Source organism: Actinoalloteichus caeruleus (assembly GCF_049311605.1).
In the GTDB taxonomy this organism is placed as follows: Bacteria; Actinomycetota; Actinomycetes; order Mycobacteriales; family Pseudonocardiaceae; genus Actinoalloteichus_B; species Actinoalloteichus_B caeruleus.
This window is the reverse complement of record NZ_CP186005.1, coordinates 1,368,556-1,394,432: the sequence shown is the minus strand read 5'-3', so window position 1 is coordinate 1,394,432 and position 25,877 is coordinate 1,368,556. Positions and strand designations below refer to the sequence as shown.

Sequence of the window (25,877 nt, the reverse complement as noted above, 5' to 3'; positions counted from 1 at the left end):
GGGCCAGCCGTGGCTGGCCCCTCGTCGTCCACCAGGACATGACCAGGGCGGTGGGGAGCGATCCAGGGCCGGCCGCTCGGCGACGGCGATCACGCCGGGTGATCCAGCCGATCCAGCCCGACAGCGGGGCCGGGTCGGCGAACTCCGCCGCCTCGGGGACGACGGCTCAGGGACTCCCAGGTGAGCGGCCGTCCCGTGCGGAGGCGGGGGAGGCCTCCGGTTCGCTCATCGCTCCGCCGGCACCCACCTCGTCCGGAGCCGAGGACGGCCGGACGTCGGCGGTTCCCCCGGCTCCCGCCGGCGACGGGGATTCGGGCGCCGCCCGCGCCGCCTCCTCCTCGACGATCCGGTTCGCGCGGCGCACCGCCCAGATCGTGAGCAACAACGCGACCGCCGTCAGCGGGGTGCCCATGCTCAGGCGCGCCACGCCGAGCCAGCCGGCCTCGTCCGCGTCGTAGAGCCACTGCTGGACCACGAACCGGGAGAAGAAGAACACGGTCCACAGGGCGGTGGCGAGCTGGTAGGCCGCCCGCGCGCGCGGTACCGACCGCCAGGCGAAGCCGGAGCCGTTCAGCCCGGCCCAGATCACCCCGACCAGCGGCCACCGCGCCACCATCGAGACCAGGAAGGCGATGCCGAAGACGAGGCTCGCCCAGATCCCGTACAGGTAGAAGCCCCGCTCGGAACCGGTGCGATAGGCGATGAAAGCGCACAGCAGGACGCCGAGCACACCGGAGACCGCGGGTTGGAGCGCCTCCTTGCGCACCAGGCGCCAGATCGCGATCAGCACCGCGCCGCCGATGGCGGCCCACAGCGCCACCTGCCACTCGGTCAGCGCGCTGACCGAGACGAAGAGCACCACGGGGATCACCGACGCGATCAGCCCGGAGATGCCCCCCATCTGCTCGAGCAGGGTGGGTGCTGGCGGTTCCGCTGGGTCGGCGACGTGTGCCGCGGCGTCCGTCGGCGACACCGCCGGACCGGTCGGTTCCGGCTCGGGTTCCGTGTGCGTAGTTCTGGGTTCGCTCATGCCGTCGTCCGCAACTCGTCCTCGGCGTGTGGGGTCAGGACCCGGCCCGTCGACACCACCGCGTCGAGCGTTCCGCGTGGGCGCCGACCAGCCGGGAACTCGCCGTCCGCCCACGACCACTGTAGCCCCGGCACCCGTTCACCCCGAACGGTCGATCACTGAGCGGAGGCGAACGTTCTCGGAACGGTGAGGACGGGCACCCTCCGTCGTCCGTCCCCTCCCCACACCCGACGACGCCCATCCGTTCGGGGCGGATGACTGGTCGAGGAGGAGCCGTCGCCCTGACGGGAGACCGGGCAACGGCACGGACGACGGGTCAGCGCGCGGTCTGCCTGCGCTGCGTGATCGCCGCCTGGGCGTCACGCACCTTCGCCTGGCCCTCCTGCTGGGCACGAGCCTGTTCGAGGTGGGCCTCGACCTGCTTGGGGAGCTTGATGGGCAGTGGGGTGCGCACCGGCAGCGGGTTGGTACCCCGCACCACGATCGTGTCCCGGACGACGTCGCGCAGCAGGGTGGCCAGCGCCTCGCTGTGCTCACTCGGCCCGGCGGCGACGCCGCGCAGCAGCCAGCGGGGACCGTCGACGCCGAGGAAGCGCAACGTGACCTTCGGGGAGGTGGACACCAGTTCCGTGTCCCACTCCCCCGGTTCCTTCCGCACGCGGGCCCCGTCCTTGCCCAGCTGCTCGGCGAGCTCGGTGCGGATGTCGGCCCACAGGCCGCTCGACCGGGGAGCCGCGAAGGCGCTGACGGTCAGCCTCCCCACCTGGGTCACCAGGTGCACGGCCCGGACCGGCCCCGAGGGGTCCACCTCGACCTGGAGCTGGGACCCGTTGGGCACGGGCAACCGGACCGAACCGAGGTCGAGCCGGCTCAGCTTGTCGTCCGGGGCCTCGTTCTCGTCGAACGGCCCGACGACCTCACCGCCGGATGCGGCCTCCTCCTCGGTAACACGGTCCCGCTCGGAACGCTGACGTCGGCCCCATCCGAACATCCGTCACACCTCCGTCTCTGCCGCCAGCGACCCCACCGGGCCCGCCGCACCTGCTGTGTCGCCCGCCACCGTGGTCGGGCCGGAGCCCACCACCGCTGCCCCCGTGTGATCCAGAGTGGCATGACCTCCGGTGGAACCGTAGCCACCGGAACCACGCTCGGACGGCGGCAACTCGGCCACCTCGTGGAATTCCGCCTTTTCGACCCGTTGGACCACCAGCTGGGCGATGCGGTCCATCCGTTCCAGTCGGACGGGCTCCCTCGGATCGTGGTTGATCAGACAGACCCGGATCTCCCCGCGATACCCGCAGTCGATCGTGCCCGGCGTGTTCACGACGCTCAGGCCCACCCTGGCCGCCAGCCCGGACCTCGGGTGGACGAAACCCGCGTACCCGGGGGGGAGGGCCACGGCGATCCCCGTTCCCACCACCACACGTTCTCCCGGAGCGAGTTCCACGTTGCTGGTCGTGACCAGATCCACTCCAGCGTCGCCCTCACGCGCGTAACTGGGAAGTGGAACCGCCGGATCCAGCCGGGTCAACAACACCTCGACGCCTACCACGAGCGGCGAGACTACTCTGACCCACGTGACTGACAGTACGGGCACGGCACCCACGCCGAACGTCACCACCGGCTCCGCCGGTCCCCAGGGCGACGTGTCGGGGCTCCCCCGCACGCGGCAACGCCTCTACGTGCCGTGGTGGGGGTGGCCGCCAGCGCTCGGCGCGGCGGTTCTGCTGGGTGTCCAGATCCACATGGGCTACCCGGGCCCCCGGGCCTGGATCCCCTACGTCGTTCTCGCCACGGTGATGGTCGCCGTGCTGGTGTGGCTCGGCCGGGCACGGGTCGAGGTCGGCGGTGGCGACCTGGTCGTGGGGCCCGCCCGGATTCCCACCCGGTTCGTGGGAGAGGTCGAGGTCGTCGACAAGGCCGAGAAGGGCCGGGCGCTCGGACGGGAACTCGACCCGGCGGCCTACGTCGTCCACCGCGCCTGGGTCGGGCCGATGGTGTGGGTGGAGATCACCGACCCCCAGGACCCCACGCCCTACTGGTTGTTCAGCGCCCGCCGCCCGGAGGAGGTCAGGGACGCGTTGCTCGCCGAGAAGGAGGCGTCAGCCGACGCCTGACCCGGCTGGGCGGGTCGGTCACCCGACGTCGCGGGCACCCACTCCGAGCACGGACGCGGGGGCACGGAGCCGTCCCGAGGGTTCCGCGTCGTCGTGGCCGGAGCCGGGCACCCGTCCGGCTCCCCGGCCCACTGTCCTCGGAGCTCTCAGGCAGCGCAGTCGCGGCAGACGTAGCGCCCACCGCGCTCCTCGGCCAGCCGGCTGCGGTGGTGCACCAAGAAGCACTGCGAGCAGGTGAACTCGTCGGCCTGCTTCGGGAGCACCTTGACCGTCAGCTCCTCGCCGGACAGGTCGGCCCCGGGCAGCTCGAAGTTCTCTGCGTTCTCACCCTCGTCGACGTCGACGACCGCAGCCTGGGCCTCGTTCCGCCGTGCCTTCAGCTCCTCTAGCGAATCCTCAGCGAGGTCGTCCGCCTCGCTTCTGCGCGGAGCGTCGTAGTCGGTCGCCATCGTGTTCACCCCTGCGATCAACGGAGACTGTGTTTCGTGCCGCTGGACAACGTCCGAGCACCCGTGTTTGTGCCCATCCCCGACGTGACGGAGGTCTCGTCCGCACCTCGGGCCGCGGATCCGGCCACCAGCGGGAGCCAGTAACCGTGTCCGGGGCGGGGCGAGGGTAGCTCACGAACGCGGACCATGAGCGTCGGGTCACCCGGTCGACGTAACGGAGAGGACACGGCCGCTCGCACACGCTGTTCCCTCACCTCCACCTCAACCCACGAGTTGTGACAAACATCACAGCTAGCAACCCGGAGTGATCATTCCGACGTCTGGAGAGGTGCGGGGTACGCCGGCTGGCAGGGTTCCTCCCGGCCACCCGGAGTCCTGTTCGTCGACGCCGAGGCGAGCCAGGGCGGTCGTCCCGGCCGCCGAGGACGCCCGATCACCTCTGGCGACCCCGCCCCGGGAGCCCGGAGTGGCCGGTCGACGATCACGAAGGCGCCACCATGCCTGCCACTGCCCAGCACGAAGCTGGGCGACCGCATAGGCTAAAACAACCTGCCCGGCTGTCAACCGGGTCATCCAAAGCTTGAGTCGGGGGAGGCTTGCAGGACGTGGGTGCCCGGAAAGGAACACCACAGAACACCGTGCCGAGGTACCGGCGCCGCAAGCCCCTACCGGCGTTAATCCTGATCGCCGTGCTGGGGGGCGTGGCCGGCTGGGTGTGGACCGGCGTCTTCGACAACATCGAGACCATCGAGGAAGCCACGAGGTGCTCGCCGCCCTCGGTGCGCACCACCGCCCCGGACGAGGAACCGCCACCGGAGCCCGGTGAGGCGATGCCGAGGGACGCGCTGGACCGCACCGACCCGGCCCCGCCCTCCCAGGTGATGGTGACGGTGCTGAACGCCAACGGCGTCCGAGGCCAGGCGACGATGATCGCCGAGGAACTGTCGGCGCTGGAGTTCGAACAGGCCTACCGGCCGAACAACGACCCCGTGTACGCCGACCAGGACATGGACTGCCACGGCCAGATCCGGTTCGGACCGAACAGCGCGGCGATGGCCAGGACCCTGAGCCTGGCGGTTCCCTGCGCTGAGCTGGTCAGCGACCAGCGGCAGGAGGCGACGATCGCGCTCGCGCTCGGCTCCAAGTTCGACGAGGTCAAACCGAACGCGGCCGCCAAGGAGATCCTGGAGCAACTGGCGGCCTGGGGAACCGACCAGCCGAGCCAGCAGGGCGGCCAGCAGTCCGACGGTGGCGACACCGCCGGCCCCGCCCTCGACGAGGAGATGCTGGCGGCCGCCCGGGACGTGAGCTGCTGACCCCTCCGGGGTCGCCGCCCGCGCCGCCCCGGGGGCCGCGCCGACCACTCCCTCAGACGGATCCGAAGCCCGCCCCCGGCAACGCGGACCAGAGCGCGTCCGCGATGCCGGGGGCGGCGACGAACGTGAGGTCACTCCCGTGGCTCCCGGGAGAGCCGCCCAGGTCGGCCGCCACGCCGGGCTCCGACCCCGGCAGTCGGACGACGGCGCCAGCCTCGGCCGCGATCAGGGCACCGGCTGCCCAGTCCCACCGGTGCAGCCCGTGCTCCGCGTAGGCGTCCACCCACCCGGCGGCGACCGCGCAGAGGTCCAGTGACGCCGCTCCGGCCCGGCGCACGTCCCGGACCACCCCCAGCAGCGAGCTGACCGCGGACGCCTGCCGGCTCCGGCGGGCTGGGTCGTAGGCGAACCCGGTCGCAACCAGGGTCGTGTCCAGCTCCCTCCGGTCCGACACCGAGAGGGGCATGTCGTCCAGCGTCGCCCCCAGGCCCTGCCCCGCGCTCCACACCCGCCCGCTCGCCGGTTCGACCACCGCGCCCGCCACGGACGTGCCGCCGTACTGGACGGCCACGGAGACGCCGTACCAGGGGTAGCCGTACAGGTAGTTCACCGTCCCGTCGATCGGGTCGACGACCCAACGGGGGGCGTCCGGCCCGGCCTCCTCCTCCCCGCCGCCCTCCTCGCCGAGGACCGCGTCCCCTGGCCGGAGCTCGGCGAGGCGCTGGCGGATCAGCCTCTCCGCCGCGTGGTCGGCCTCGGTGACGACGTCCGTCCTCGTGCTCTTGGTGTCGACACCGCCCTGGTAGTCCCCCAACGAGCCCCGGCGTTCCCGGACCAGCTCGGCCGCCTCACGGGCGAGCGCCACCGCCGTCGAACGGAGTTCGGCCACCTCCTCACCGGCGAGCGCGGGTCGGGAGGACAGGGGGGACGTCGACTTGTCTGCTGCCACCCGTCCATCGGATCACAGGGTGGGAGTCCCGACCATCGCGCGGGTAACACAGCTCACGCTTTCCCACCGGGATGACCTATGGTTCTGCACACCATTAGCTGAATCGAGTAGGAAGGACCACGGGATGGGCGCTACCCGGGGCTTCGGCATCGACATTGGCGGTTCCGGCATCAAGGGGAGCCTGGTCGATCTGGGGGCCGGAGAGCTCGCCGCCGACCGGGTGCGTATTCCCACCCCCCAACCCTCCAGGCCCGACGCGGTCGCCGACGTCGTGGCCGAGATCACCAAGTCCTTCGGGTGGGACGGAGCGGTGGGCGTCACCCTGCCCTGCGTGATGAGCCAGGGCGTCGCGCACACCGCGGCCAACGTCGACGACGCGTGGATCGGCACCGACGCTCAGAACCTGTTCGCGGAAAGGTTGGGACGCCGCCGCGAGGATGTCGTGGTGCTCAACGACGCGGATGCCGCCGGCACCGCCGAGATGACCTACGGGGCCGGCGCCGGCCGTGGCGGGCTGGTGGTCGTCCTCACCTTCGGCACCGGGATCGGCAGCGCGATGTTCCTCGACGGCAAGCTGATCCCCAACTCCGAGCTGGGTCACCTGGAGGTGGACGGTCACGACGCGGAGAGCCGGGCGGCGGCGTCGGTGAAGGACGACGAGAAGCTGTCGTGGGAGGAGTGGGTGGTCCGGGTCAACCGGTACGTCCACGCGCTCGAACGAGCGTTCTGGCCGGACCTCATCATCGCGGGCGGCGGTGTCAGCAAGAAGGCCGACAAATGGCTCCCACTGCTGGACATCAGGACGGAGATCGTGGCGGCGAAGCTGCGCAACGACGCCGGGATCGTCGGTGCCGCCGCGGCCGCGCGGGCCGTCGGGAGCACATGAGGAACGGGGCGCACCGGCCGCTGACCAGAGTGAACCCCGGGCGGCGGCCGGGTACCCGCCGGGGGTGGGCGGCACGTCGCACTCGGGCGGGGAACGCCGGTACCGGTGAGATCGTTCCCCCGAGAGGGCCTCGCGGGGGGTTCGCACCCACGGGCTGTCGTTACAATGGAACGCGCCCCCTCCGATCAATCGACCAAATCGGCTGGCGGGTAATTCCCCGAACACGTGGCGGCCGAGGTGTGCGACCTGCGGCTTGCCGTGATCGATCGTCGCGAAAGGGCGTACGTGGCAGCCGCAAACACAGCAACCCGACGCTCCAGCTCCGTCGCCGCGGGCGGCGCCAAGTCGACGACGGCCACCCCGGCTCAGGCGGCCGCCAAACTTGACGCAGAGACACCCGCGAAGAAACCGGCCTCGCCGCGGAAGACCTCCGCCAAGAAGCCGGCGGCCAAGGGCCGGGGCAGGAAGAGCGAGAAGGGCACGGCGGGCAAGTCTCAGACCAAGGCCAAGAAGGGCCTCGAGTTGGACGAGGCGGTGGAGCTGGAGGCCGCCGCCCCCGGTTCCGACGACCTCGCCGACGTCGCGGTCGACCTGACCGAGGAGACGCTGGCCGAGACGGACACGCAGGAGGAGGAAGCCGCCAAGGCTAGTGGCGACTTCGTCTGGGACGAGGAGGAGTCGGAGGCGCTCCGCCAGGCGCGCAAGGACGCGGAGCTGACCGCGTCGGCCGACTCCGTCCGGGCCTACCTGAAGCAGATCGGCAAGGTGGCCCTGCTCAACGCCGAGGAGGAGGTGGAGCTCGCCAAGCGGATCGAGGCGGGTCTCTACGCCGCCGAACGCGTCCGCAAGGCCGAGGACGAGGGCGAGAAGCTCTCCCCCCAGCTCGGCCGGGACCTGCGGTGGATCGTCCGGGACGGCGAGCGGGCCAAGAGCCACCTGCTGGAGGCGAACCTCCGACTCGTGGTCAGCCTGGCCAAGCGCTACACGGGCCGCGGCATGGCGTTCCTGGACCTCATCCAGGAGGGCAACCTCGGCCTGATCCGCGCCGTCGAGAAGTTCGACTACACCAAGGGCTACAAGTTCTCCACCTACGCGACCTGGTGGATCCGCCAGGCCATCACCCGTGCGATGGCCGACCAGGCGAGGACCATCCGGATTCCGGTCCACATGGTGGAGGTCATCAACAAGCTCGGTCGCATCCAGCGTGAGCTCCTCCAGGACCTGGGCCGCGAGCCCACTCCCGAGGAGCTCGCGAAGGAGATGGACATCACCCCGGAGAAGGTGCTGGAGATCCAGCAGTACGCCCGGGAGCCCATCTCGCTCGACCAGACGATCGGTGACGAGGGCGACTCCCAGCTCGGTGACTTCATCGAGGACTCGGAGGCCGTGGTGGCGGTGGACGCCGTGTCGTTCACCCTTCTCCAGGACCAGCTCCAGTCGGTGCTGGCCACCCTGTCCGAGCGGGAGGCCGGCGTCGTGCGGCTCCGCTTCGGGCTCACCGACGGCCAGCCGCGCACCCTGGACGAGATCGGCCAGGTGTACGGCGTGACCAGGGAACGGATTCGGCAGATCGAGTCCAAGACGATGTCGAAGCTCCGCCACCCCTCTCGCTCCCAGGTCCTGCGGGACTACCTGGACTGAGCCGAGCCGGCCCCGGCGGTACGACGACGCGAACGGGCGTCTCCCCTGTGGAGGCGCCCGTTCGCGCGTCCCCGCGCCTCCCCGGTGAACCAGGCCCATGCCGTCCGGGGTCGGGAACAGTGGCGGGTGCGCGGTGGCACTCGTCCTCCCACCTGGTTGCCCTGCCCTGTTCGCGCTCTCCCGACCAGCCCTCCCACCGACTAGCATCCCTCCTCGGCGGCCGCCTGGGCCGACGTGGGGAGGATGGCGGGACATGAGGCGAAATGTGACGGTCATCACTGGTGGTTCCCGAGGCATCGGGGCCGCGACGGCCCGCCTGCTCGGCGCCGAGGGTCATCACCTCGTCGTGGGGTACCGGCGGGATCGGGACGCCGCCGACCGGGTCGTGGCCGACGTCGTGGCCGCCGGAGGACGGGCGGTCGCCTGCGCGGTCGACATCGCGGACGAGGACGCCGTCGACCGCCTCTTCGAGGTGGCCTCGGAGCGGTTGGGCCCGGTGACGGGCCTGGTGAACAACGCCGCGATCACCAGCAGGCTGGGTCCGCTCGCCGACTCCGACACCTCGGACCTCCGGTCGGTCGTCGAGGTCGGGGTGATCGGCTACCTGTTGTGCGCCCGCCGGGCCGTCCGCGCGATGTCCACCTCACGGGGCGGCGGGGGCGGGGTGATCGTGAACGTGTCCTCGGCGGCGGCCACGCTGGGGAGCCCGGGCGAGTACGTGCACTACGCGGCGAGCAAGGCCGCGGTGGACGCGATGACGGTGGGGCTGGCCAAGGAGGTCGCCGCCGAGGGCATCCGCGTGAACGCGGTGGCGCCCGGGACCGTGCACACCGAGATCCACGCGTCGTCGGGGGACCCGGACCGCGCGACCAGGGTGGCGACACGCATCCCGCTGGGCCGCGCCGGGCAGCCCGAGGAGATCGCGCACGCGATCAGCTGGTTCCTCTCACCCGGAGCCACCTACGCCAGCGGGGCGGTCCTGCGGGTCGCTGGGGGCAACTGACGGGCCCGGGCGGCCAGCCTCCCTCGGCGCCGCTGGCGGGCCCGTTGGAGGCTCGCTCGGGTCTCGCGCGGCCGCCAGGGGCGACACCGCTTCCACACCTCGGGTGGCGCCCGGTCAGCCGGGTTCGGGTGGCGGGCCGGCCGGCTTGTCGTCCCGGGTGCGCAGCGCCACCGCTCCCACCACGCAGAGGATCCCGACGGCCTCCAGCGGTGCGGGCACCTGGGCGAGCACGACGAGGCCGGTCACCGTCGCGGTGACCGGCAGGAGCGCCAGCAGCAGCGCGAACCGCGCCTGACCGACCCTGCGCAGGACGATCTGGTCCAGCAGGTACGGCACCAGCGTCGAGAGCACCCCCACCCCGACGGCCAGCACCAGCAGCCTCGGTGAGCCCCACACCGGCCCGGTGCCCACCGCGAGCGGGCTGAGCAGCACCGCCGCGACGGTGAAGCCCACCGCCATGTCGTCGAAGCCGTTGCCCCCGGTGGCGACCCGCTTGCCCAGCACGATGTACGCCGCCCAGAACGCCGCCGCCAGCAGGGCGAAGAGCACGCCGAGGGGACTACCGCTCAGGCGGACGTCCGCGATGAGCAGCACACCGAGCACCGCCAGGCCCAGCGCGCCCACGTCGCGCCGGGTCCTCGTCCCCAGCGCCGCGACCACCACCGGCCCCATGAACTCCACGGCCACCGCCGTGCCCATCGGGAGCCGGGCGATCGCCTCGTAGAAGGCGATGTTCATCAACGCGGTCGCCGTCCCGAACAGCCCGGCCAGCAGCAGACGGCGGCCCCGCCACGCCTCCCGTCCCGGACGCCGCCAGGCCAGCAGCACCAGCGCCGCTCCCACCACCCGTAACCAGGCCACCGCCCAGGGGGAGATCTCCTCGAACAGCCAGACGGCGATCGCGGCCCCCACGTACATGGAGAGCCCTCCCGCGACGAACAGCGCGGGCGCCGGCGGCGGGGTGAGCGGACGTGATCGGCTCAGGAACGACACCGCCCCATGGTGCCTGTGCGGGTGTCGCGCCGGTGGGGTACCCGGGGGATGAGGACGGGCGGGGACGGCACCGTCGCCGTCGGTACTCCGATGGGACGTCCGGGTCGGGACGACTGCTGCAACCGGGTGGTTGGGCGTGACGAGGCTCGCGACTCGGACCGGGAACACTGACGGATGCTCGAACGTCTGAAAGAGTGGTACCGCGGAACACCGCGGCCCGGTCCTCGACCGGACGATGGTGGACCGTGGTAGGCCCCAACGGTGTCGGATACCCCGGCCCCGGGACGGAGGGAGATGGAAGATGACCGGAACGCTCACCCGCCCCGAGCTCCGCGCTTCAGACCGCTGCGACCGCTGCGGGGCCGCCGCGAAGGTTCGTGCCGTACTCCCTTCCGGTGGAGAACTCCTCTTCTGCGCTCACCACGCCCGTGAGCACGAGGCGAGACTCCGTGAGCTGGCTGCCGACCTCCAGAGCTGATCATCTGGGCGGACAGCCTCGAGACGCACCACCACGACGTCAGTGAGACCCGCGAAGCGGGTGGCCGGGAAGTTCCCGACCACCCGCTTCCGCGTGTGTGGCGTGGTGTGGGCGGCGGGGGACCCGCCGTGTTGGCGGCTGGCTCCCCTCAGCGCCCGACCGCCGCCGCCCGGCGGCGGGAGACGGCGTCGACGCTGGCGGCGAGGAGCAGGACGACCCCGGTGACGATCGACACGACGGCCGCCGGCTGCCCCAGGAGACCGAGCCCGTTGTCGATGGTGGCGATCACGGTGCCGCCGATGACGGCGTCCCGCAGCCGGCCGCGACCTCCGAACAGGGAGGTGCCCCCGATGACGGCCGCTCCGACGGCGAAGAGGAGGGTGTTCCCGCCTCCGGCCTGGGGGTCCACCGACCCCACCTTCGAGGAGTAGATCACCGCGCCGATGGCGGCGACGGTGGAGCACACGACGAAGACGCTCATCCGGATCTTCACGACGTCGATCCCGGCGCGCCTGGCCGCCTCCCGGTTCCCGCCCACGGCGTAGATGTGACGGCCGTAGCGGGTGCGGTCCAGGACGAGGGTCCCCAGGACGAGCAGGACCAGGACGATCGGCACCACGTAGGGGACGCCGGCGATGACGGTCTGGTCGTTGGGCGAACGGTTCAGGGTGAGCAGCCAGGTGCCCACCAGGGCCAGCAGGACCACCGCCCCCAGCTTGCCCAGCACGAGCGGGGTTGGCGCGGTGACGACCCCGGCCCGCACCTGGCGCAGGTGACGTCCCCACCCGAGCGCGACGTAGCCGAGGACGGCGACCAGCGCGAACAGCCAGCTGCCCCACACGGGAAGGCTGCCGTTGGCGACGGCGAAGAGCACGTCGTCCCGCAGTCCCAGCGTCCCGCCGACGCCGACGAACTGGAGGACGACCCCGCCCCAGGCCAGGAACAGGGCGAGCGTCACCACGAACGCGGGTATCCCGACCCGGGCTACCAGGAAACCGGTCAGGCACCCGATGGCCGTACCGACGCACACGGCCAGCAGGATCTCCAGCCACGGGTTGGCCGGGACACCCAGCACCACGAGCAGCAGCCCCAGGGTCGCCAGGCCCGCGCCGATCCACAACCTGGCCATCAGGGCCAGGACGACGGCGAGGACGATGGCGCCGCAGAAGAGCAGGAAGACCGCGGTGCCCATCGCCCCGAGGAGGTTGCCGTTGTTCACCAGGTGCAGGGCGAGCACGGACGCGGCCACCCCGGAGGCCGTGCCGGCGGAGAGGTCGATGTCGCCGAGCAGCAGCACGAAGACGAGGCCCATGGCGATGACGACGATCCCCGCGCCCTGGCCCAGCAGGTTCGCGAGGTTGCCCAGGGTGAGGAAGCGATCGGAGAGGACCGTGAACACGACGAAGAGGGTGAGCAGGCCGAGGAGCGCCGGCAGCGCGCCCAGCTGCCCGCCACGCAGCCGGGCCACGTAGTCGCCGAGCGCCTCCCGGGTGGTGCGGCGGGTGGTGTCGATGGCGAACCCGTCGGTGGGTTCCGTTCGCTCCTCACCGGAGGAGGAGTTCGGGGAGAGCTGGGTCATGGCCGTCCTCGCGGGCTGGGTGAGGCTGCCCGAGGTCACCGGAGCCCCTGGGCATCGGAACTGGTGGGGGGGTCGTCGGGTTCAGAGCGCGACGTTCTCCGCTCGGGGAAGCCCGAGGTCGCCGGACCGGCCGGCGGTGATGAGCTCCACCACCTGGGCATGGGTGGTGTCGCGGGTGGGGAGTTCGGCGACGAGCCGGCCGAGGTAGAGGGTCGCGATCCGGTCGGCGACCTCGAACACGTCGTTCATGTTGTGGCTGATGAGCACCACCCCCAGGCCGCGTTCGGCGAGCCGCCGGACGAGGTCGAGGACCTGCCTGGTCTGGGCGACGCCGAGTGCGGCGGTGGGCTCGTCGAGGAGGACGACCCTGCTGTTCCACAGGACGGCCTTGGCGATCGCGACCGTCTGGCGCTGCCCGCCGGAGAGGGCGGAGACGGGGGTCCGCACCGAGGCCACGGTGCGGACCGACAGCGAGGCGAGGGTGTCCCTGGCCGCCCGCTCCATGTCCGTCTCGTCCAGCAGACCGCCCCTGGTGCGTTCGCGTCCCAGGAACATGTTCTGCACGATGTCGAGGTTGTCGGCGAGCGCCAGGTCCTGGTAGACGACCTCGATGCCGAGGTCCGCCGCGTCCTTCGGGCTGGTGATGCGGACGGGCTCCCCGTCGAAGTGGATGCTCCCACCGTCCACCGGGTGGATGCCGGCGATGCACTTGACGAGGGTGGACTTCCCCGCTCCGTTGTCGCCGACCAGCGCCGTCACCTCACCGGGGCGCACGGCGAGGTCGACGTCGTGGAGGACGTGCACCGGCCCGAAACTCTTGTTGACGCCGCTGAGCCGCAGCACGGGTCGCACCGGCTCGGTCGGGTCGGCGGGTGACCCCGCCCGCTGGTCATTCACCGGGTCCTCCTCCACCGCCGTCCTGACGGGAATCAGTTGATGCCGAGTTCCGCGCAGTGCTCAGCGACCGCCCCGTCGCAGAGCCGGTCAGCGGTGACCCAGCCGTCGTCGACCACGTCGGCGACGTTGTCCCGGGTCACGAGGACGGGTTCGAGCAGCACGGCGTTCACCTCGCGCTCGCCCACCTCGTCGGCGACGGTGCCACTGACCTGCTCCTCGGCCGCCCCCTCGTCACCTCCGGCGAGAGCGAGCGCGAGGTCCACCAGCGCCTGGGCTTCGAGGGAGACCGGCTTGTAGACGGTCATGCACTGTTCGCCCAGCAGGATCGACCGGAGAGCCTCGGGGTCGGCGTCCTGCCCGGTGACGGGCACCGTCCCCGCGAGCCCGCTCTGCCGGAGGACGTTGATCACCGCCCCGGCGAGCCCGTCGTTGGCGGCGACGACTCCGTCGACGTTCCCGCCGTTGGCGGTCAGGATCTGCTGGAAGGTCGTGCCGCCACGCTGGTTGTTCCACTGGTCGATGGGTTGGCTGTCGACCAGCTCGTACTCCCCGGAGTCGTAGAGCGGCTGGAGCACCTGGCGCTGCCCCTCCTGGAAGAGGCTGGCGTTGTTGTCGGTCGGGGAGCCCTGGATCTCGATGATCTCGGCGCCCTCGGTGTCACCGAGGCAGTCGACGAGCCCTTCGGCCTGGAGTTCGCCGACCCGCACGTTGTCGAAGGAGATGTAGTAGTCGGCCTCCCCGCCGAGGGTGAGCCGGTCGTAGTCGACCGTGGTGATGCCGGCGGCCGTCGCCTTGCGCTGGACGGTCGCGCCGCTCTCGCTGCTCAGGTTGACGGTGGCGAGGACGTCCACGCCGCCTTGGATCATCTGGTCGGCGATGGTCGAGAAGCGTTGGATGTCGCCCTGGGCGTTCTGGATGTCGGCGTCCACCCCGGCCTCCGCGAAGGCCTGTTCGAGGTAGGGCTTGTCGAAGCCCTCCCAGCGCGCGGAGCTGCGCGTGTCGGGCAGGATCACGCCGACGGACAGTCCGCTCGCTCCGTCGCCCCCGGTGGCGTTGTCCTCCTCGGGTGCGTCGGCCGCCTGGTTGGCTCCGCACGCGGAGAGGGCCAGGGCGGCCCCGGTGACCATCACGAGCAGGGTCCTGCTGCGCATTGCCGTCCCCTATCGACTTCCCGCCGGGCGTGGCCCAGCCCAGCGACCCACGTTGGTTGCTGACGGCAACAAGGTAGTCACCGGAAGGAGTGAGGTGGAACAGCGAGAACGAGGATGACTCGAATCCTGTCCGGTGAATGACACGGATTGCGACGACCGCAGCAACCCGGTGGGCTGGTCAGCTCCGACGCGATTCGGCGATCGGCGGCAGGACGGCACCGCCGTTCGCCGCGTCCGACAGGACGAGTCCGCTACACCATCGACGACGTTCGACAGCGCCGGGCGGCCGGCGCCGCTCGCGGTGTCCCGGACGGGGCCGGCGGCTCCGGAGCCCTCGTCGGCGCGGGGCCGGTCACCCGCTCCCAGGTGCGACGAGCCCCGTCTCGTAGGCGACGATGACGGCCTGTGCCCGGTCCCGCAGGCCGAGTTTGGCGAAGATCCGGCCCACGTGGGTCTTGACGGTCGCCTCGGCGACGAAGAGGTCCTGGGCGATCTCCAGGTTGGACCTGCCTCGGGAGATGAGGCGGAGCACCTCCACCTCCCGCTCGGTGAGGTCGTTGAGCCTGGTCCGCGAAAGCGACCCCGGGCGGGGGTTCGCGGCGAAGCGTTCGACCAGCCGCCGGGTGACGGAGGGCGCGAGCAGCGCGTCCCCCGCAGCGACGATCCGTACGGCCGCGACGAGGTCCTCGGGTTCGGCGTCCTTGAGCAGGAAACCGCTCGCCCCGGAGTGCAGGGCCTCGTACACGTAGTCGTCGATGTCGAAGGTGGTCAGCATCAGCACCCTGGGGAGGGGCGCGGCGGCGGGGGAACCGGCCGGCGGGTCGAGGATGCGCCGGGTGGCCTCCAGGCCGTTCATCTCCGGCATCCGCACGTCCATCAGGACGACGTCGGGGCGGGTCGCCCTGGCCTCGCGGACCGCCTGCTCGCCGTTCGCCGCGACACCGACCACCTCGATGTCCTCCTCGTCGTCGAGGAGGGCGGCGAAGCCGGCGCGCACCATCGACTGGTCGTCCGCGATCAGGACCCGAATCACCTGTTCTCCCCCTCGTCGGCTCCACTACCCGGCTCCGCCAGCGGTAGGACCACGGTGACCAGGAAACCACCGGCCGGTGTCGGACCGATCATCGTCTCCCCACCGAGCAGGGCCACGCGCTCGCGGATGCCGAGCAGGCCGTAGCCGTCGCCGGACTTCGCCACCCCGGGGCGGTCGGCCGGCGGTCGATCGTTGCGCACCGACACCACGAGACCTCGGCCGTCCCCGCGCACCTCCACGCTGCTCGTCGCACCCGAGGCATGCCGCACCACGTTGCTGAGCGCCTCCTGCACGGTCCGGTAGGCGGTGAGCTGCACGAGATCCGGGACGTCCTCCGGCAGGTCACCGAGGTCGAGCGAGACCGGGGTGCCCGCGCGCCGGGTCGCGTCGACGACCTCGCCGAGCCGGTCCAGGTGCGGCTGCGGTTCCGTCTCCGGTTCGCTGTCGTCGGCGCGCAGCACCGAGAGCAGCCGCCGCATCTCACCGAGCGAGGTCCGGGCGGCGGCGGCGATGGAGTCGAACTCCTCCCGGGCCTCCTCGTTGATGCCCTTGCGCCGGCGGGACACCGTGGCCGACTGGACGGCGATCACCGACATGTGGTGGGCGACGACGTCGTGCAGTTCCCTGGCGATACGAGCCCGTTCCTCCAGCAGTTCCCGCCGGCCCCGTTCGGTCGCGCTGAGCCGCTCCTGCTGGTGGAGCTCCGCGCTCGCCTGCCGGCGCAGCCGCACGTTGTACCCGACCAGCAGGGCCACTCCCGAGAGCACGGAGAACCATCCGAGGGAGGGGACGGAGGTGCCGGTGAAGGCGCCCGCGACCGCCCAGGCGACCAGCGGCCCCACCGCGAGCATGGTCATCCAGGCCGTGATGGCCACTCTTGGGGGTCGGTGGGCGGCCACCTGGTACTGGACCACGAGGTAGACGGCGACGGCCTGCGGTAGCCACGGCCAGACGGCGTACTCGTTCACGGGTTGCGCCAGCAGGGGGACGACCACGCCCACCAGGGAGAGCGACCAGGCCGTCATGGGTCGGTAGCGGCTGACGACGAGGGGGGCGCACACGAGCGCCGCGACGAGCAGCCGGGGAAGACCGTGGAGCAGTTCGAGCGCGCCCTTGCTGTAATGGTCGGACGTGTAGAAGAACACCGTGACCCCGAGGATCCCCGCCAGGAGGGTCAACAGCGTCCAGACGACGCGCCCGGCGCGACCCGGTGGCGGTGGCCTTTCCTCGGTCCAGAACTCCCGGAACCGCGAACCCGCCGCCGTCCGCCAGCGTGCCAGCTGGTCGCGGGGGTCCTCTCGCTGCTTCATGCGACGAGGCTAGGGACCGGCGGCGGCGGCGCGCGTCCACCTCGCGGTGGGCCCGCTCCTCATCCCGTGGTCGGAGGTTGCCGGCGGCGGGCGACGCGTGGGCGAACCGGCCTGGACCGGGTCTGCGCCGGGGTGGAGGGGCGTGACCCGCGGTGATGCTCAGCGGTCCCCACCGAGGATGCCTACCCGACCACCCGGCTCCGCCTGGAGGAGCACCGAGACCTGGTCCCCGGGCGTGACGACTCCCACCTCTCCCCGTGCCTAGCGTCCCGTCGGGTCGGCGTCCGGTGCCGACCAGGAGGAGGGGCGATGACGGTGGCGACGACGCGGGACGTGGTGGCGGGGCGGGGTCCTGCTTCGCTGGCTCCTGCCGGGGAGGACGCGGCGAGTGGGCGCGGTGGCGGGAGGCTGGGCTGGCTGGTCCGGGCGCGGGGCTGGGTGTGGACGGCGGTGGGGTCCCGGTGGTCGGTACCGGTCGTGTGGGGTTCGTTCGCGCTCATCGCGCTGGCCACGCTCCTGGTCACGTCGTCGCCCGCCCACCGGGTGTGGGCGGGCGGGGCGCTGCTCGGTTACGGGGCGGCGGCCCTGGTCACGGCGGGCTGGACCTGGTGGTCGGCGAGCACGTACGGCGGACCCGATGGCCCGGCGGGGCCCCGGCCGGGCGTGCCGGGTGTCGCGACGGGGTGCGCCGTCCTCGGCTCGGTCGTGGCGCCGCTTCTGGTGTTGACCGTCTCGGGGGTGACGCAGCCCGAGGTCCGGGTCACCGAGGACGCGGGGCGGCTGCTGGTCACGACCGGCACGCCCTACCTGTCCGACCCCACCGAGGTGTACGACCACAACCCGCACCTGCCCGCGCTGGCTGTCTTCGGCCTGCCCCGGGTGCTGCTCGGTCCCGGTGTCGCGGGTGATCCCCGCTGGTGGTTCGCGGTGTTCTTCCTGGGCACCGTCGCGCTCGCCGTCCGGGTGGCGGGTGGGAGCGCCGGCCGGCTGGCGAGGCCGTCCGGGTGGCGGCTGCTGCCCGTCCTGCTCTGCTGCCCGCTGGTCGCGCTGCCGGTGGTGGTGGGCGGCGTGGACCTGCCGACGATCGGGCTGACCTGCCTGTCCCTGGCGCTCGCCTCCCGGGGGCGAGCGGGGTCGGCGGGGCTGGCGGTCGGGCTCGCGGTCACGGTCACGGTCAAGTGGATGGCGGTACCCGCCCTGGTGGTGGTCTGCGCCCTGCTCGCGGGACGGTTCGGGGCGCGGCGGGCACTGCTGGGCGCGCTCGTCGGGGGCGGCGCGGTCGCGGCGGTCACCGTGCCAGCCCTGCTGGTCGACCCCTCGGCGTTCGTGTCGCACGTGGTGCGGTTCCCGCCGGGGCTCACCGAGGTGTCCTCGCCGGCGGCGTCCCCATTGCCGGGGCACCTGCTCTCCACGCTGGTACCGGGGGGCCCGGCCCTGTCCCTGGTCCTGCTCGGTCTGGCCGCCGGCCTGCTGGGACTGTGGACGCTCCGCCGGCCGCCCCGCGACCTCCGGGAGGCCGTGACACTGCTGGCGACGGGCCTCACCGTGGCGGTCCTGCTGATGCCGGCCACCAGGTTCGGGTACCTCGCCTACCCGGTGGCGCTGCTGTTCTTCCTGATCGCCTGCCGACCGGAGGTCATGCGCGCGGCGCCACGGCGGCCGCCCGCTCCGGCCGCCGCCCAGATCCGAGGCACCGGGCCGCACGCGCGTCCCGGTGCGGGGACCGGCGTTCGACAGCCGCTGAGCTCGCTGGGGGGCGAGGGCTGATGGGCCGGACACTCGTCGTCACGAACGACTTCCCGCCCCGTCGGGGTGGCATCGAGACCTTCGTGTACGAGGTGGTGCGGCGGTTCCCCGGCGGGTCGGTGGTGGTGCTCACCTCCCGCGCCGAGGGTGCGGCGGAGTTCGACAGGGCACTGCCCTTCCCCGTGGTCCGCTCGCCGGCGAGGACGTTGCTGCCCACCCGGGCGGTGGCCCGACACGCGGCGGAGGTGGCCTCGTCCCACGGCTGCGACCGGGTCTGGTTCGGCGCCGCCGCTCCCCTGGGGCTGCTGGCCGGCCCGCTGCGCGCCGCGGGGATCCGCCGACTGGTCGCCTCCACCCACGGGCACGAGGTGTGGTGGGCCTCGCTGCCAGGGGCCCGCTCCGCGCTGCGGCGCGTCGGGGACGGGGTGGACGTGGTGACCTACCTCGGTGACTACACCCGGCGGCGCATCGTCCCGGTGCTCAGCGCGCGGGCCGCGGCGGCCGCCCGCCGGCTGCGGCCCGGGGTGGACACCACAGTCTTCCGCCCGTCGCCCGAGGGCCGGGTGGTGCGGGACCGCCACGGGCTGGGCGAGCGCCCGGTGGTCCTCTGCGTGTCCCGGCTGGTGCGGATCAAGAACCAGCGCGCGCTCGTCCAGGCGCTGCCGCTCGTCCGCGAACGGGTGCCCGAGGCCACCCTGCTGGTGGTGGGAGGCGGGCCGGAGGAGGCCCACCTGCGCGCGATCGCGGCGGCTCGGGGAGTGGAGGACGCCGTCGTCCTCGCCGGCTCGGTGCCCCACGGCGCGGTGGCGCCGTACTACGCCGCCGCCGACGTCTTCGCGATGCCGTGCCGCACCCGCCGGCTGGGCCTGCACCCGGAAGGTCTGGGGATCGTGTTCCTGGAGGCCGCCGCCAGTGGGCTGCCGGTGCTGGTCGGCCGTTCCGGCGGGGCGCCGGACACGCTCGAGGACGGCCGGACCGGCCACCTCGTCGACGGTGGGGACGTGTCCGAGGTGGCGGGCCGGTTGGTGGACCTGCTGGTCGACCCGGAGCGCGCCGCCGCGATGGGGCGGGCCGGCAGGGACTTCGCGCGCCGACACTGGAGTTGGGACGACTCCTTCGGGACCCTCGCCGAGCTGCTGCGGCTCTGAGGGCGGGGCGGGCCGCCGTACTCGACCGCCCGGTGACGTGTTGACCGCCGCGCCACCCGGGTACGTCTGGGAGGTCAGGCTGAACAGCACCAGTGACGAACAGAGGGAGGCCCCTGATGGTTGCCGTTCGCGAACTGATGCACCAGGGCGCCGAGTGCGTCGGTGAGAACCAGACCCTGTCCTACGCGGCGCGGCGGATGCGGGACCTCGGCGTGGGCGCGATGCCGGTGTGCGGGAACGACGACAAGCTCCACGGCATGGTGACCGACCGCGACATCGTCGTGAAGTGCGTGGCCGAGGGGCACGACCCGACGCGGGCCAGTGTGTCGGACCTGGCCGAGGGCCGGCCCTTCTGCGTGCGCGCCGAGGCCGACGTGTCGGAGGCGATCGACCTGATGGAACGGCACCAGGTGAAGCGCCTCCCCGTCATCGACGACCACCGGCTGGTGGGGATCGTCAGCGAGGCGGACCTGGTGGGCCATGTCAGCGCCGAACAGCTCGGCGAACTCATCGAGGCGCTGAAGGCGCCCTCCGCCGCCTCGGCGTGAACCCGCTCCACCGAGCTGGCCGGGCGCCGGGACGGTAGGGCCCGGCGCCCGAGGCTCACCAGGACCGCAGGGTCGCGATCCGCTCCTCCAGCTGTTCCACGGTGGCCATCGCGGTGGGCGGTCCGCCGCAGTGGCTCCGCAGCGCGTTGTGGATCGCCCCGTGGGGTTTCCTGGTCCGGTGGTGGTGGAGCGCCACGAGGGTGTTCAGCTCCTTGCGCAGCGCCGTGAGGTGTTCGGAGACGTTCCTCGGCCGTGCCTTGGGCTCGGGTGGTCTCGCCGCGGCCTCGGCGTCGGCGGCGGCCTTCCTGCGGGAGGCCTCGGCGAGTTGCTGGTCCTGCCGTTGCCGGAGCAGGGCCCGCACCTGGTCGGGTTCGAGCAGTCCCGGCAGCCCCAGGTAGTCCTGTTCCTCCCCGGTCCCGGCGAAGGCGGCGGTGCCGAACGAGGAACCGTCGTAGATGAGCTGGTCGAGCTCCGCGCTGGCCTCCAGGGCGGTGAAGGCGCGTTCGTCCTCGCCCGGTTCGTCGCGCTGCCGGTTCGCCTCGGCGAGGAGTTCGTCGTCCCACCCCTCCTTCTCCCGGTGCGGCTTGCCCAGGACGTGGTCGCGTTGAGCCTCCAGCTGGCTGGCGAGCTCCAGCAGGACGGGCACGCTGGGCAGGAAGACGCTCGCCGTCTCCCCCGGTCGCCGCGACCGGACGAAACGCCCGATGGCCTGCGCGAAGAACAACGGTGTCGAGGCGCTCGTGGCGTAGACGCCCACCGCCAGCCGGGGGACGTCGACCCCCTCGCTGACCATCCGGACGGCCACCATCCACGGCTCGTCGGAGTCGGAGAACTCGGAGATCCGCTTGGAGGCCGTGGGGTCGTCGGAGAGCACGACCGTGGGCGCGCTCCCGGTGTCCCGTTCGAGGATCTTCGCGTAGGCCTTCGCGGTGACGTGGTCCGAGGCGATGACGAGCCCACCGGCATCCGGCATCCCGGCCGCGCGGAGCTGGTGCAGTCGGGTGTTGGCGGCGGCGAGCACCGACGGTATCCACTCCCCGGACGGGTCCAGCGCCGTGCGCCACGCCCGGGTCGTCTCCTCCTTGCTGAGGGGCTGCCCCAGCCTGGCCACGTACTCGTCGCCCGCGTTGGTCCGCCAGCGGGCCTCCCCCGAGTAGGCCAGGAAGAGCACGGGCCGGACCACGCCGTCCTTCAGCGCGTCCGAGTAGCCGTAGGAGTGGTCGGCCCGGCTGTGCAGCACCCCGGCCCCGTCCGGCTCGTAGGGGATGAACGGGATGGGCGTGTCGTCGCTGCGGAAGGGCGTCCCCGTCAGGGCGAGCCGCCGGGTGGCGGGGGTGAAGGCCTCCCGCACGGCGTCCCCCCAGGACAACGCGTCCCCCGCGTGGTGCACCTCGTCCAGGATCACCAGCGTCTTGCGGCGCTCGGTCCGGACCCGGTGCAGGGTCGGGTGGGCGGCGACCTGCGCGTAGGTGACGGCGACGCCCTGGAAGTCCTGGGAGTGGGCGCCCGCCGCGTTGCGGAAGTGGGAGTCGATGGCGATGCCGGTGCGCGCCGCGGCCTCCGCCCACTGGTGCTTCAGGTGCTCGGTGGGAGCGACGATCGTCACCGCCTCCACCTTGCGGTCGGCCAGCAGTTCGGAGGCCACCCGCAGGCCGAAGGTGGTCTTGCCCGCCCCGGGGGTGGCCACCACCAGGTAGTCGGCGGGCCCGGTCGCCAGGTACCGGGTCAGTGCCCGTCGCTGCCAGGTCCGCAGCGGGCGGGCGGGCGGTGGCTGCTCCGCCGCCGGTGTGGAGGCCGGAGTACCGACCCCGATCTGCGACTCGGTCACCAGTGTTTGGCACCCCTTCCGGTGGACGGGCACGAGGCCGGGCGCGGACACGCAAAAGGCCCTCACACGACGGTGCGCACCAGGGACGCGGTGAGGGCCCGGACAGCTTACCGGCCGACCCGGGCTCCGCCGTGGCGCGACGCGGTGGGCGGCGTTCGACCGGGGTCGCGACGCGGGCGGACCGTCGCATAGCGCATCCTTGACCGACGATGGGTCCTCAGAGCAGTCACGACGCCACCAGCACCCCGCCCCCCCGGCGGGGGCCGTTGCGGCTGACGGGCAGAACCGTGTCACGTGCCTGGAACGACAACATCTTCTCCGAGGCGGCCGAGGCGGCCTTCTGGACGACGCTGTCGCTGCCCCCGCTGCTGCTCGGCCTGCTCGGAAGCCTGGGCTTCCTCGGTGAGTGGTTCGGCCAACAGCTCGTGGACAACATCCACGGGAAGATCATCACGTTCAGCGAGACGATCTTCAGCGACAACGTCGTGCAGCAGATCATCGCTCCCACGGTGGAGGACGTGCTCACGCGAGGCCGGGGGGAGATCGTCTCCCTGGGCTTCGTCATCTCGCTGTGGGCCGGGTCCTCGGCCATCTCCTCCTACGTGGACGCGGTCACCGTCGCCTACCGGCAGTACGACGTGCGGAACGCGGTGTGGCAGCGGTTGTTCTCGCTCCTGCTGTACCTCGCCGGCCTCGTCGTCGCCATCATCGGGCTCCCGGTCGTCGCGCTGGGCCCCGACATGCTGCCGCACCTGTTCCCGGAGAGCTGGCGGCCGACGCTCGTGGAGATCCTCGGTTACTTCTACTACCCGGTGACCGGTGTCCTGCTGGTCATCGCGCTGGCGATGTTCTACAAGGTGGCGCTGCCGCACAAACTGCCGTGGCACCGGGGGCTGCCGGGAGCGCTGCTCGCGATGGCGGTCTTCCTGGTCTCGAGCGCTGGGCTCCGCTGGTACATCACCTGGGTCACCGGCACCGGCTACACCTACGGGGCGCTCGCGACGCCGATCGCGTTCCTGCTGTTCGCGTTCTTCATCGGGTTCGCCATCGTGTTGGGCGCCCACTTCAACGCGGCGATCCAGGAGATGTGGCCGGCGAAGATGACCCACCGCGAGCGGCGCCGGTGGCGGCGGCTCGGGATGGAACGGGTCGCCGAACAGCTGCGCCGCGAGGAGAGCCAACGCCGTTGGCAGGTCCAACACGGAACCTCGGGCGACGAGGACGGCCCGCCGGCGGGCTCGGGCGAGGCGGGACCAGCCGCCGACCTGGTGGAACTGGAGGAGGAAGCGGGGCGGCCGGTCGACGCGGGCGGAGCCGCGCGGCCCGCCACGCCACAAGGGGAGGCGGCTGGTCAGCCCGAACGGAGGGGCGGCGGACGCCACCGGCGGGTGGAGGACGACGGGGACGAAGGGCGCCGGGGCTGACCGGTACCCACCGCAACCACCCCCGGCTCGTGGCCCGGGCCCGTCCGTGGGGCCGCGCTCAGCGGCGCGGCCGCCGCCGGATCAGCTGTCACCGCCGCCGGGCGGGAGCGACTGGTAGATCTTCTTGCAGTCCGGGCAGACCGGAGCGCCCGGCTTGGGCGACCGCGTGACGGGGAACACCTCGCCGCAGAGCGCCACCACGTGCGTGCCCATGACCGCGCTCTCGGCGATCTTGTTCTTCCGCACGTAGTGGAACATCTTCGGCTCGTCGCCACCGGTGTCCTCGGTGTGCTCCGGCCGCGTGTCAACATCAGGCAGAGTCTGGGTCGGCGTACTCACATGACCCATGATGCCCCATGGTTCGACCAGGGGTGAACGAGAACAAGGAGGCGGAGCGTGGTCAGCTCCATGCGCACGCGGGCGAGCGAGGAGGTCGCCACCGCGGTCCGGGAAGGCCGGCCGGTGGTGGCGTTGGAGAGCACACTGCTCGCCCACGGGCTTCCCCCAGGTCACAACCGGAAGGTGGCGGCCAGGCTGGAGGCCGTGGTCCGGGAGCGGGGCGCCGTCCCCGCCACCATCGCGGTGCTCGACGGGGTCGCCCGGATCGGGTTGTCCGACGACGAGCTCGACCGGGTGTGCGATCCCGACGCCGGGCTCGTGAAACTGTCCCAGCGTGACCTGGGTCCCGTGCTGGGGCTGGGGCTCAGCGGGGCGACGACCGTGGCGAGCACCTGCGCCCTGGCCCACTCGGTGGGCGTGGGCGTCTTCGCCACCGGAGGTCTGGGCGGCGTCCACCGGGGGGCGGCGACCAGCTGGGACGTGTCGGCTGACCTGGGGGTCCTGGCCGGCACCCCGGTGGTGGTGGTGTGTTCCGGGGTCAAGTCGGTGCTGGACATCCCCGCCACCCTCGAGGTGCTGGAAACCTACTCCGTCCCGGTGCTGGCGTACCGGACGGACGCGTTCCCCGCCTTCTACCTGCGGGACTCCGGGCTGCCGGCCCCGTGGCGGGTGGACACCGCCGACCAGGTCGCGGCGACCGTGCTCGCCCACCGGACCGAGGTCCCGGGCGACTCCGGCGTGCTGGTGGCCAACCCGGTGCCCTCGGATGTCGAGATGGACCGGGACCTCCACGACCGGCTGCTGCGCGAGGGTCTCGACCTGCTCAGGAGCCGGGACGTGCGGGGCAAGGACGTGACACCGGTTCTCCTCGAGCACTTCCACTCGGGCAGCGGTGGCGCGAGCCTCGTCGCCAACGAGGGCCTGGTGGTGCACAACGCCGAGGTCGCCGCCGACGTCGCCGTGGCCATCTCCGAGCGGTCCGGACCGGTGCGGGCATGACGGGCACCGCGCCGCCGGGGAACGGCACCCCGACCGTGGTGGTGGTCGGCGACGCCGGTCTCGACATCGTGGCCAGGCACCGCGACCCGCTCGTCACCGGAGGGGACACCCGGGCTCGGATCAGGATGACCGCCGGCGGTGCCGGTGCGAACACCGCAGCCTGGCTGGCCAGGGAGGGGGTTCACCCCGTGCTGGTCGCCCGCGTGGGGGATGACGCCGCGGGCCGGCAGACCGAGACGGAGTTGGAAGCCGCCGGCGTGCGCTGCGCCTTCGCCGTCGACCCCGACGAGCCCACGTGCTGCGTGATCGTCCTGGTCGATGGCACGGGGCAACGGACGATGGTGCCGGACCGGGGGGCGAACGCCCGGTTCTCCCCGTCGGACGTCAACCCGGCCGTCATCGACGGCACCGCCCTCGCCGGGACACCCGGGTGGTCCGCGCCCCGCCACCTCCACCTCTCGGGGTACGTGCTGCTCGACGCGAGTTCCCGGGACGCGGGTCTGGCCGCGTTGCGGGGGGCCAGGGCCGCCGGGCTCACCACCTCGGTGGACCCGCAGGCGGCCGTGCTGCTCACCAGGGAGGGCTCGGAGGACTTCCTGGAGGCCGTGCGCGGGGTCGACCTCCTGCTGCCCAACCAGGACGAGTTGTTGGCCCTGACCGGTTCGGCCGACCCCTCGTCGGCCGAAGGGCTGCTGGACCTGGTGGGCGCGGTGGCGGTGACCGGCGGCGCCGAGGGCGCCTGGTGGGTCGACCGGGACGGCGTGCGGGGGGTGCCAGCGCCGCAGGTGGAGTGCGCGGACTCCACGGGGGCTGGCGACGCCTTCGACGCCGGCGTCGTCGCGGCCTGGCTGCGGGGCGCCTCGGCACGGGAGGCGTTGGCCGCCGGGGTGCTCGCGGGCACGGAGGCGGTGCGGCACGTCGGGGCGCAGCCCCCGTCGGCGACCCCGCCGGTCATCCGGTCGCTGCCCGAGGCCGTCGGTTCGGCCTGAGTCCCGCCGGGTGGGGACCGGTTC

The 25,877-nt window shown here is 72.5% G+C and carries 25 protein-coding genes; 12 read left to right on the top strand and 13 right to left on the bottom strand.

The window, feature by feature from the left end:
• Positions 1-166: 166 nt before the first annotated feature.
• From ACOJVX_RS06260 to dut, 3 genes are all read right to left on the bottom strand, one after another.
• Positions 167-1,030 (bottom strand): DUF3159 domain-containing protein, encoded by an 864-nt coding sequence (locus ACOJVX_RS06260; RefSeq protein WP_422647320.1) that lies wholly within the window; start codon positions 1,028-1,030, stop codon positions 167-169.
• A 316-nt stretch (positions 1,031-1,346) separates the two neighbouring features.
• The gene (locus ACOJVX_RS06255) at positions 1,347-2,021 is read right to left on the bottom strand and encodes a DUF3710 domain-containing protein (RefSeq protein ID WP_026418343.1); all 675 of its coding nucleotides are present in this window, start codon (positions 2,019-2,021) and stop codon (positions 1,347-1,349) included.
• Between the two features lie 3 nt (positions 2,022-2,024).
• Positions 2,025-2,582 (bottom strand): dUTP diphosphatase, encoded by a 558-nt coding sequence (dut, locus tag ACOJVX_RS06250; protein ID WP_162147293.1) that lies wholly within the window; start codon positions 2,580-2,582, stop codon positions 2,025-2,027.
• Positions 2,583-2,607: 25 nt separating this feature from the next.
• On the opposite strand from dut, the gene ACOJVX_RS06245 reads away from it, so the two are divergent.
• A complete protein-coding gene (locus tag ACOJVX_RS06245) occupies positions 2,608-3,147 on the top strand; it encodes a DUF3093 domain-containing protein (RefSeq protein WP_155886086.1) in 540 nt (179 codons plus the stop codon).
• A gap of 146 nt (positions 3,148-3,293) precedes the next feature.
• Here ACOJVX_RS06245 and ACOJVX_RS06240 read toward each other — a convergent pair whose 3' ends face one another.
• A complete protein-coding gene (locus ACOJVX_RS06240; protein WP_026065628.1) occupies positions 3,294-3,596 on the bottom strand; it encodes a DUF4193 domain-containing protein in 303 nt (100 codons plus the stop codon).
• 638 nt (positions 3,597-4,234) lie between these two features.
• Between ACOJVX_RS06240 and cei the strand changes: the two genes are divergently transcribed.
• A complete protein-coding gene (cei, locus tag ACOJVX_RS06235; protein ID WP_026418341.1) occupies positions 4,235-4,912 on the top strand; it encodes an envelope integrity protein Cei in 678 nt (225 codons plus the stop codon).
• 52 nt (positions 4,913-4,964) lie between these two features.
• Here cei and ACOJVX_RS06230 read toward each other — a convergent pair whose 3' ends face one another.
• Positions 4,965-5,861 carry an inositol monophosphatase family protein gene (locus ACOJVX_RS06230; protein ID WP_372492968.1) on the bottom strand — a complete coding sequence of 299 codons (897 nt, stop codon included), beginning with the start codon at positions 5,859-5,861 and terminating at the stop codon, positions 4,965-4,967.
• 124 nt (positions 5,862-5,985) lie between these two features.
• Here ACOJVX_RS06230 and ppgK point away from each other — a divergent pair, with 124 nt between their 5' ends.
• The 3 genes from ppgK to ACOJVX_RS06215 all read left to right on the top strand — a co-directional run bounded on the left by ppgK (position 5,986) and on the right by ACOJVX_RS06215 (position 9,391).
• The gene (gene ppgK, locus ACOJVX_RS06225; RefSeq protein WP_026418339.1) at positions 5,986-6,747 is read left to right on the top strand and encodes a polyphosphate--glucose phosphotransferase; all 762 of its coding nucleotides are present in this window, start codon (positions 5,986-5,988) and stop codon (positions 6,745-6,747) included.
• A 285-nt stretch (positions 6,748-7,032) separates the two neighbouring features.
• A complete protein-coding gene (locus ACOJVX_RS06220; RefSeq protein ID WP_026065630.1) occupies positions 7,033-8,388 on the top strand; it encodes an RNA polymerase sigma factor in 1,356 nt (451 codons plus the stop codon).
• Positions 8,389-8,641: 253 nt separating this feature from the next.
• On the top strand, positions 8,642-9,391 hold the full coding sequence (locus ACOJVX_RS06215; protein ID WP_026418338.1) for an SDR family oxidoreductase: 750 nt from the start codon (positions 8,642-8,644) through the stop codon (positions 9,389-9,391).
• A 114-nt stretch (positions 9,392-9,505) separates the two neighbouring features.
• Here the strand turns inward: ACOJVX_RS06215 and ACOJVX_RS06210 are convergent, their stop codons facing one another.
• Positions 9,506-10,309 carry an EamA family transporter gene (locus tag ACOJVX_RS06210; RefSeq protein WP_035272908.1) on the bottom strand — a complete coding sequence of 268 codons (804 nt, stop codon included), beginning with the start codon at positions 10,307-10,309 and terminating at the stop codon, positions 9,506-9,508.
• A 376-nt stretch (positions 10,310-10,685) separates the two neighbouring features.
• Between ACOJVX_RS06210 and ACOJVX_RS06205 the strand changes: the two genes are divergently transcribed.
• Entirely contained in the window at positions 10,686-10,862 is a 177-nt protein-coding gene (locus ACOJVX_RS06205; protein ID WP_085944855.1) for a DUF7455 domain-containing protein, read from the top strand.
• A 148-nt stretch (positions 10,863-11,010) separates the two neighbouring features.
• Here the strand turns inward: ACOJVX_RS06205 and ACOJVX_RS06200 are convergent, their stop codons facing one another.
• From ACOJVX_RS06200 to ACOJVX_RS06180, 5 genes are all read right to left on the bottom strand, one after another.
• Positions 11,011-12,441 (bottom strand): sugar ABC transporter permease, encoded by a 1,431-nt coding sequence (locus tag ACOJVX_RS06200; protein ID WP_026418337.1) that lies wholly within the window; start codon positions 12,439-12,441, stop codon positions 11,011-11,013.
• A gap of 81 nt (positions 12,442-12,522) precedes the next feature.
• A complete protein-coding gene (locus ACOJVX_RS06195) occupies positions 12,523-13,293 on the bottom strand; it encodes an ATP-binding cassette domain-containing protein (protein ID WP_026418336.1) in 771 nt (256 codons plus the stop codon).
• 77 nt (positions 13,294-13,370) lie between these two features.
• Positions 13,371-14,489 carry a sugar ABC transporter substrate-binding protein gene (locus ACOJVX_RS06190; protein WP_030225671.1) on the bottom strand — a complete coding sequence of 373 codons (1,119 nt, stop codon included), beginning with the start codon at positions 14,487-14,489 and terminating at the stop codon, positions 13,371-13,373.
• A 352-nt stretch (positions 14,490-14,841) separates the two neighbouring features.
• The gene (locus ACOJVX_RS06185) at positions 14,842-15,522 is read right to left on the bottom strand and encodes a response regulator (RefSeq protein ID WP_026418334.1); all 681 of its coding nucleotides are present in this window, start codon (positions 15,520-15,522) and stop codon (positions 14,842-14,844) included.
• On the bottom strand, positions 15,519-16,832 hold the full coding sequence (locus tag ACOJVX_RS06180; protein ID WP_051313809.1) for a sensor histidine kinase: 1,314 nt from the start codon (positions 16,830-16,832) through the stop codon (positions 15,519-15,521). Before ACOJVX_RS06180 ends, ACOJVX_RS06185 begins: the two co-directional genes overlap by 4 nt.
• Positions 16,833-17,141: 309 nt before the next feature.
• On the opposite strand from ACOJVX_RS06180, the gene ACOJVX_RS06175 reads away from it, so the two are divergent.
• The 3 genes from ACOJVX_RS06175 (at position 17,142) to ACOJVX_RS06165 (ending at position 20,274) form a co-directional block, all read left to right on the top strand.
• Positions 17,142-18,599 carry a glycosyltransferase 87 family protein gene (locus ACOJVX_RS06175; RefSeq protein ID WP_422647319.1) on the top strand — a complete coding sequence of 486 codons (1,458 nt, stop codon included), beginning with the start codon at positions 17,142-17,144 and terminating at the stop codon, positions 18,597-18,599.
• Positions 18,599-19,726 (top strand): glycosyltransferase family 4 protein, encoded by a 1,128-nt coding sequence (locus ACOJVX_RS06170; RefSeq protein ID WP_016699383.1) that lies wholly within the window; start codon positions 18,599-18,601, stop codon positions 19,724-19,726. The genes ACOJVX_RS06175 and ACOJVX_RS06170 overlap by 1 nt, the downstream gene beginning before the upstream one ends.
• 116 nt (positions 19,727-19,842) lie before the next feature.
• A complete protein-coding gene (locus ACOJVX_RS06165; protein ID WP_026418332.1) occupies positions 19,843-20,274 on the top strand; it encodes a CBS domain-containing protein in 432 nt (143 codons plus the stop codon).
• Between the two features lie 55 nt (positions 20,275-20,329).
• Here the strand turns inward: ACOJVX_RS06165 and ACOJVX_RS06160 are convergent, their stop codons facing one another.
• Positions 20,330-22,087: a DEAD/DEAH box helicase gene (locus ACOJVX_RS06160; RefSeq protein WP_418154837.1), complete on the bottom strand. Its 1,758-nt coding sequence runs from the start codon at positions 22,085-22,087 to the stop codon at positions 20,330-20,332.
• A 224-nt stretch (positions 22,088-22,311) separates the two neighbouring features.
• Between ACOJVX_RS06160 and ACOJVX_RS06155 the strand changes: the two genes are divergently transcribed.
• On the top strand, positions 22,312-23,526 hold the full coding sequence (locus ACOJVX_RS06155) for a YihY/virulence factor BrkB family protein (RefSeq protein WP_422647318.1): 1,215 nt from the start codon (positions 22,312-22,314) through the stop codon (positions 23,524-23,526).
• 81 nt (positions 23,527-23,607) lie between these two features.
• On the opposite strand, the gene ACOJVX_RS06150 is transcribed toward ACOJVX_RS06155, so the two are convergent.
• On the bottom strand, positions 23,608-23,874 hold the full coding sequence (locus tag ACOJVX_RS06150) for a DUF3039 domain-containing protein (RefSeq protein ID WP_026066095.1): 267 nt from the start codon (positions 23,872-23,874) through the stop codon (positions 23,608-23,610).
• A 60-nt stretch (positions 23,875-23,934) separates the two neighbouring features.
• Here ACOJVX_RS06150 and ACOJVX_RS06145 point away from each other — a divergent pair, with 60 nt between their 5' ends.
• Positions 23,935-24,864 (top strand): pseudouridine-5'-phosphate glycosidase, encoded by a 930-nt coding sequence (locus ACOJVX_RS06145; RefSeq protein WP_026418329.1) that lies wholly within the window; start codon positions 23,935-23,937, stop codon positions 24,862-24,864.
• Positions 24,861-25,853, top strand: coding sequence for a carbohydrate kinase family protein (locus ACOJVX_RS06140; RefSeq protein WP_418154830.1), 993 nt, complete (start codon positions 24,861-24,863; stop codon positions 25,851-25,853). The genes ACOJVX_RS06145 and ACOJVX_RS06140 overlap by 4 nt, the downstream gene beginning before the upstream one ends.
• Positions 25,854-25,877: the final 24 nt, after the last annotated feature.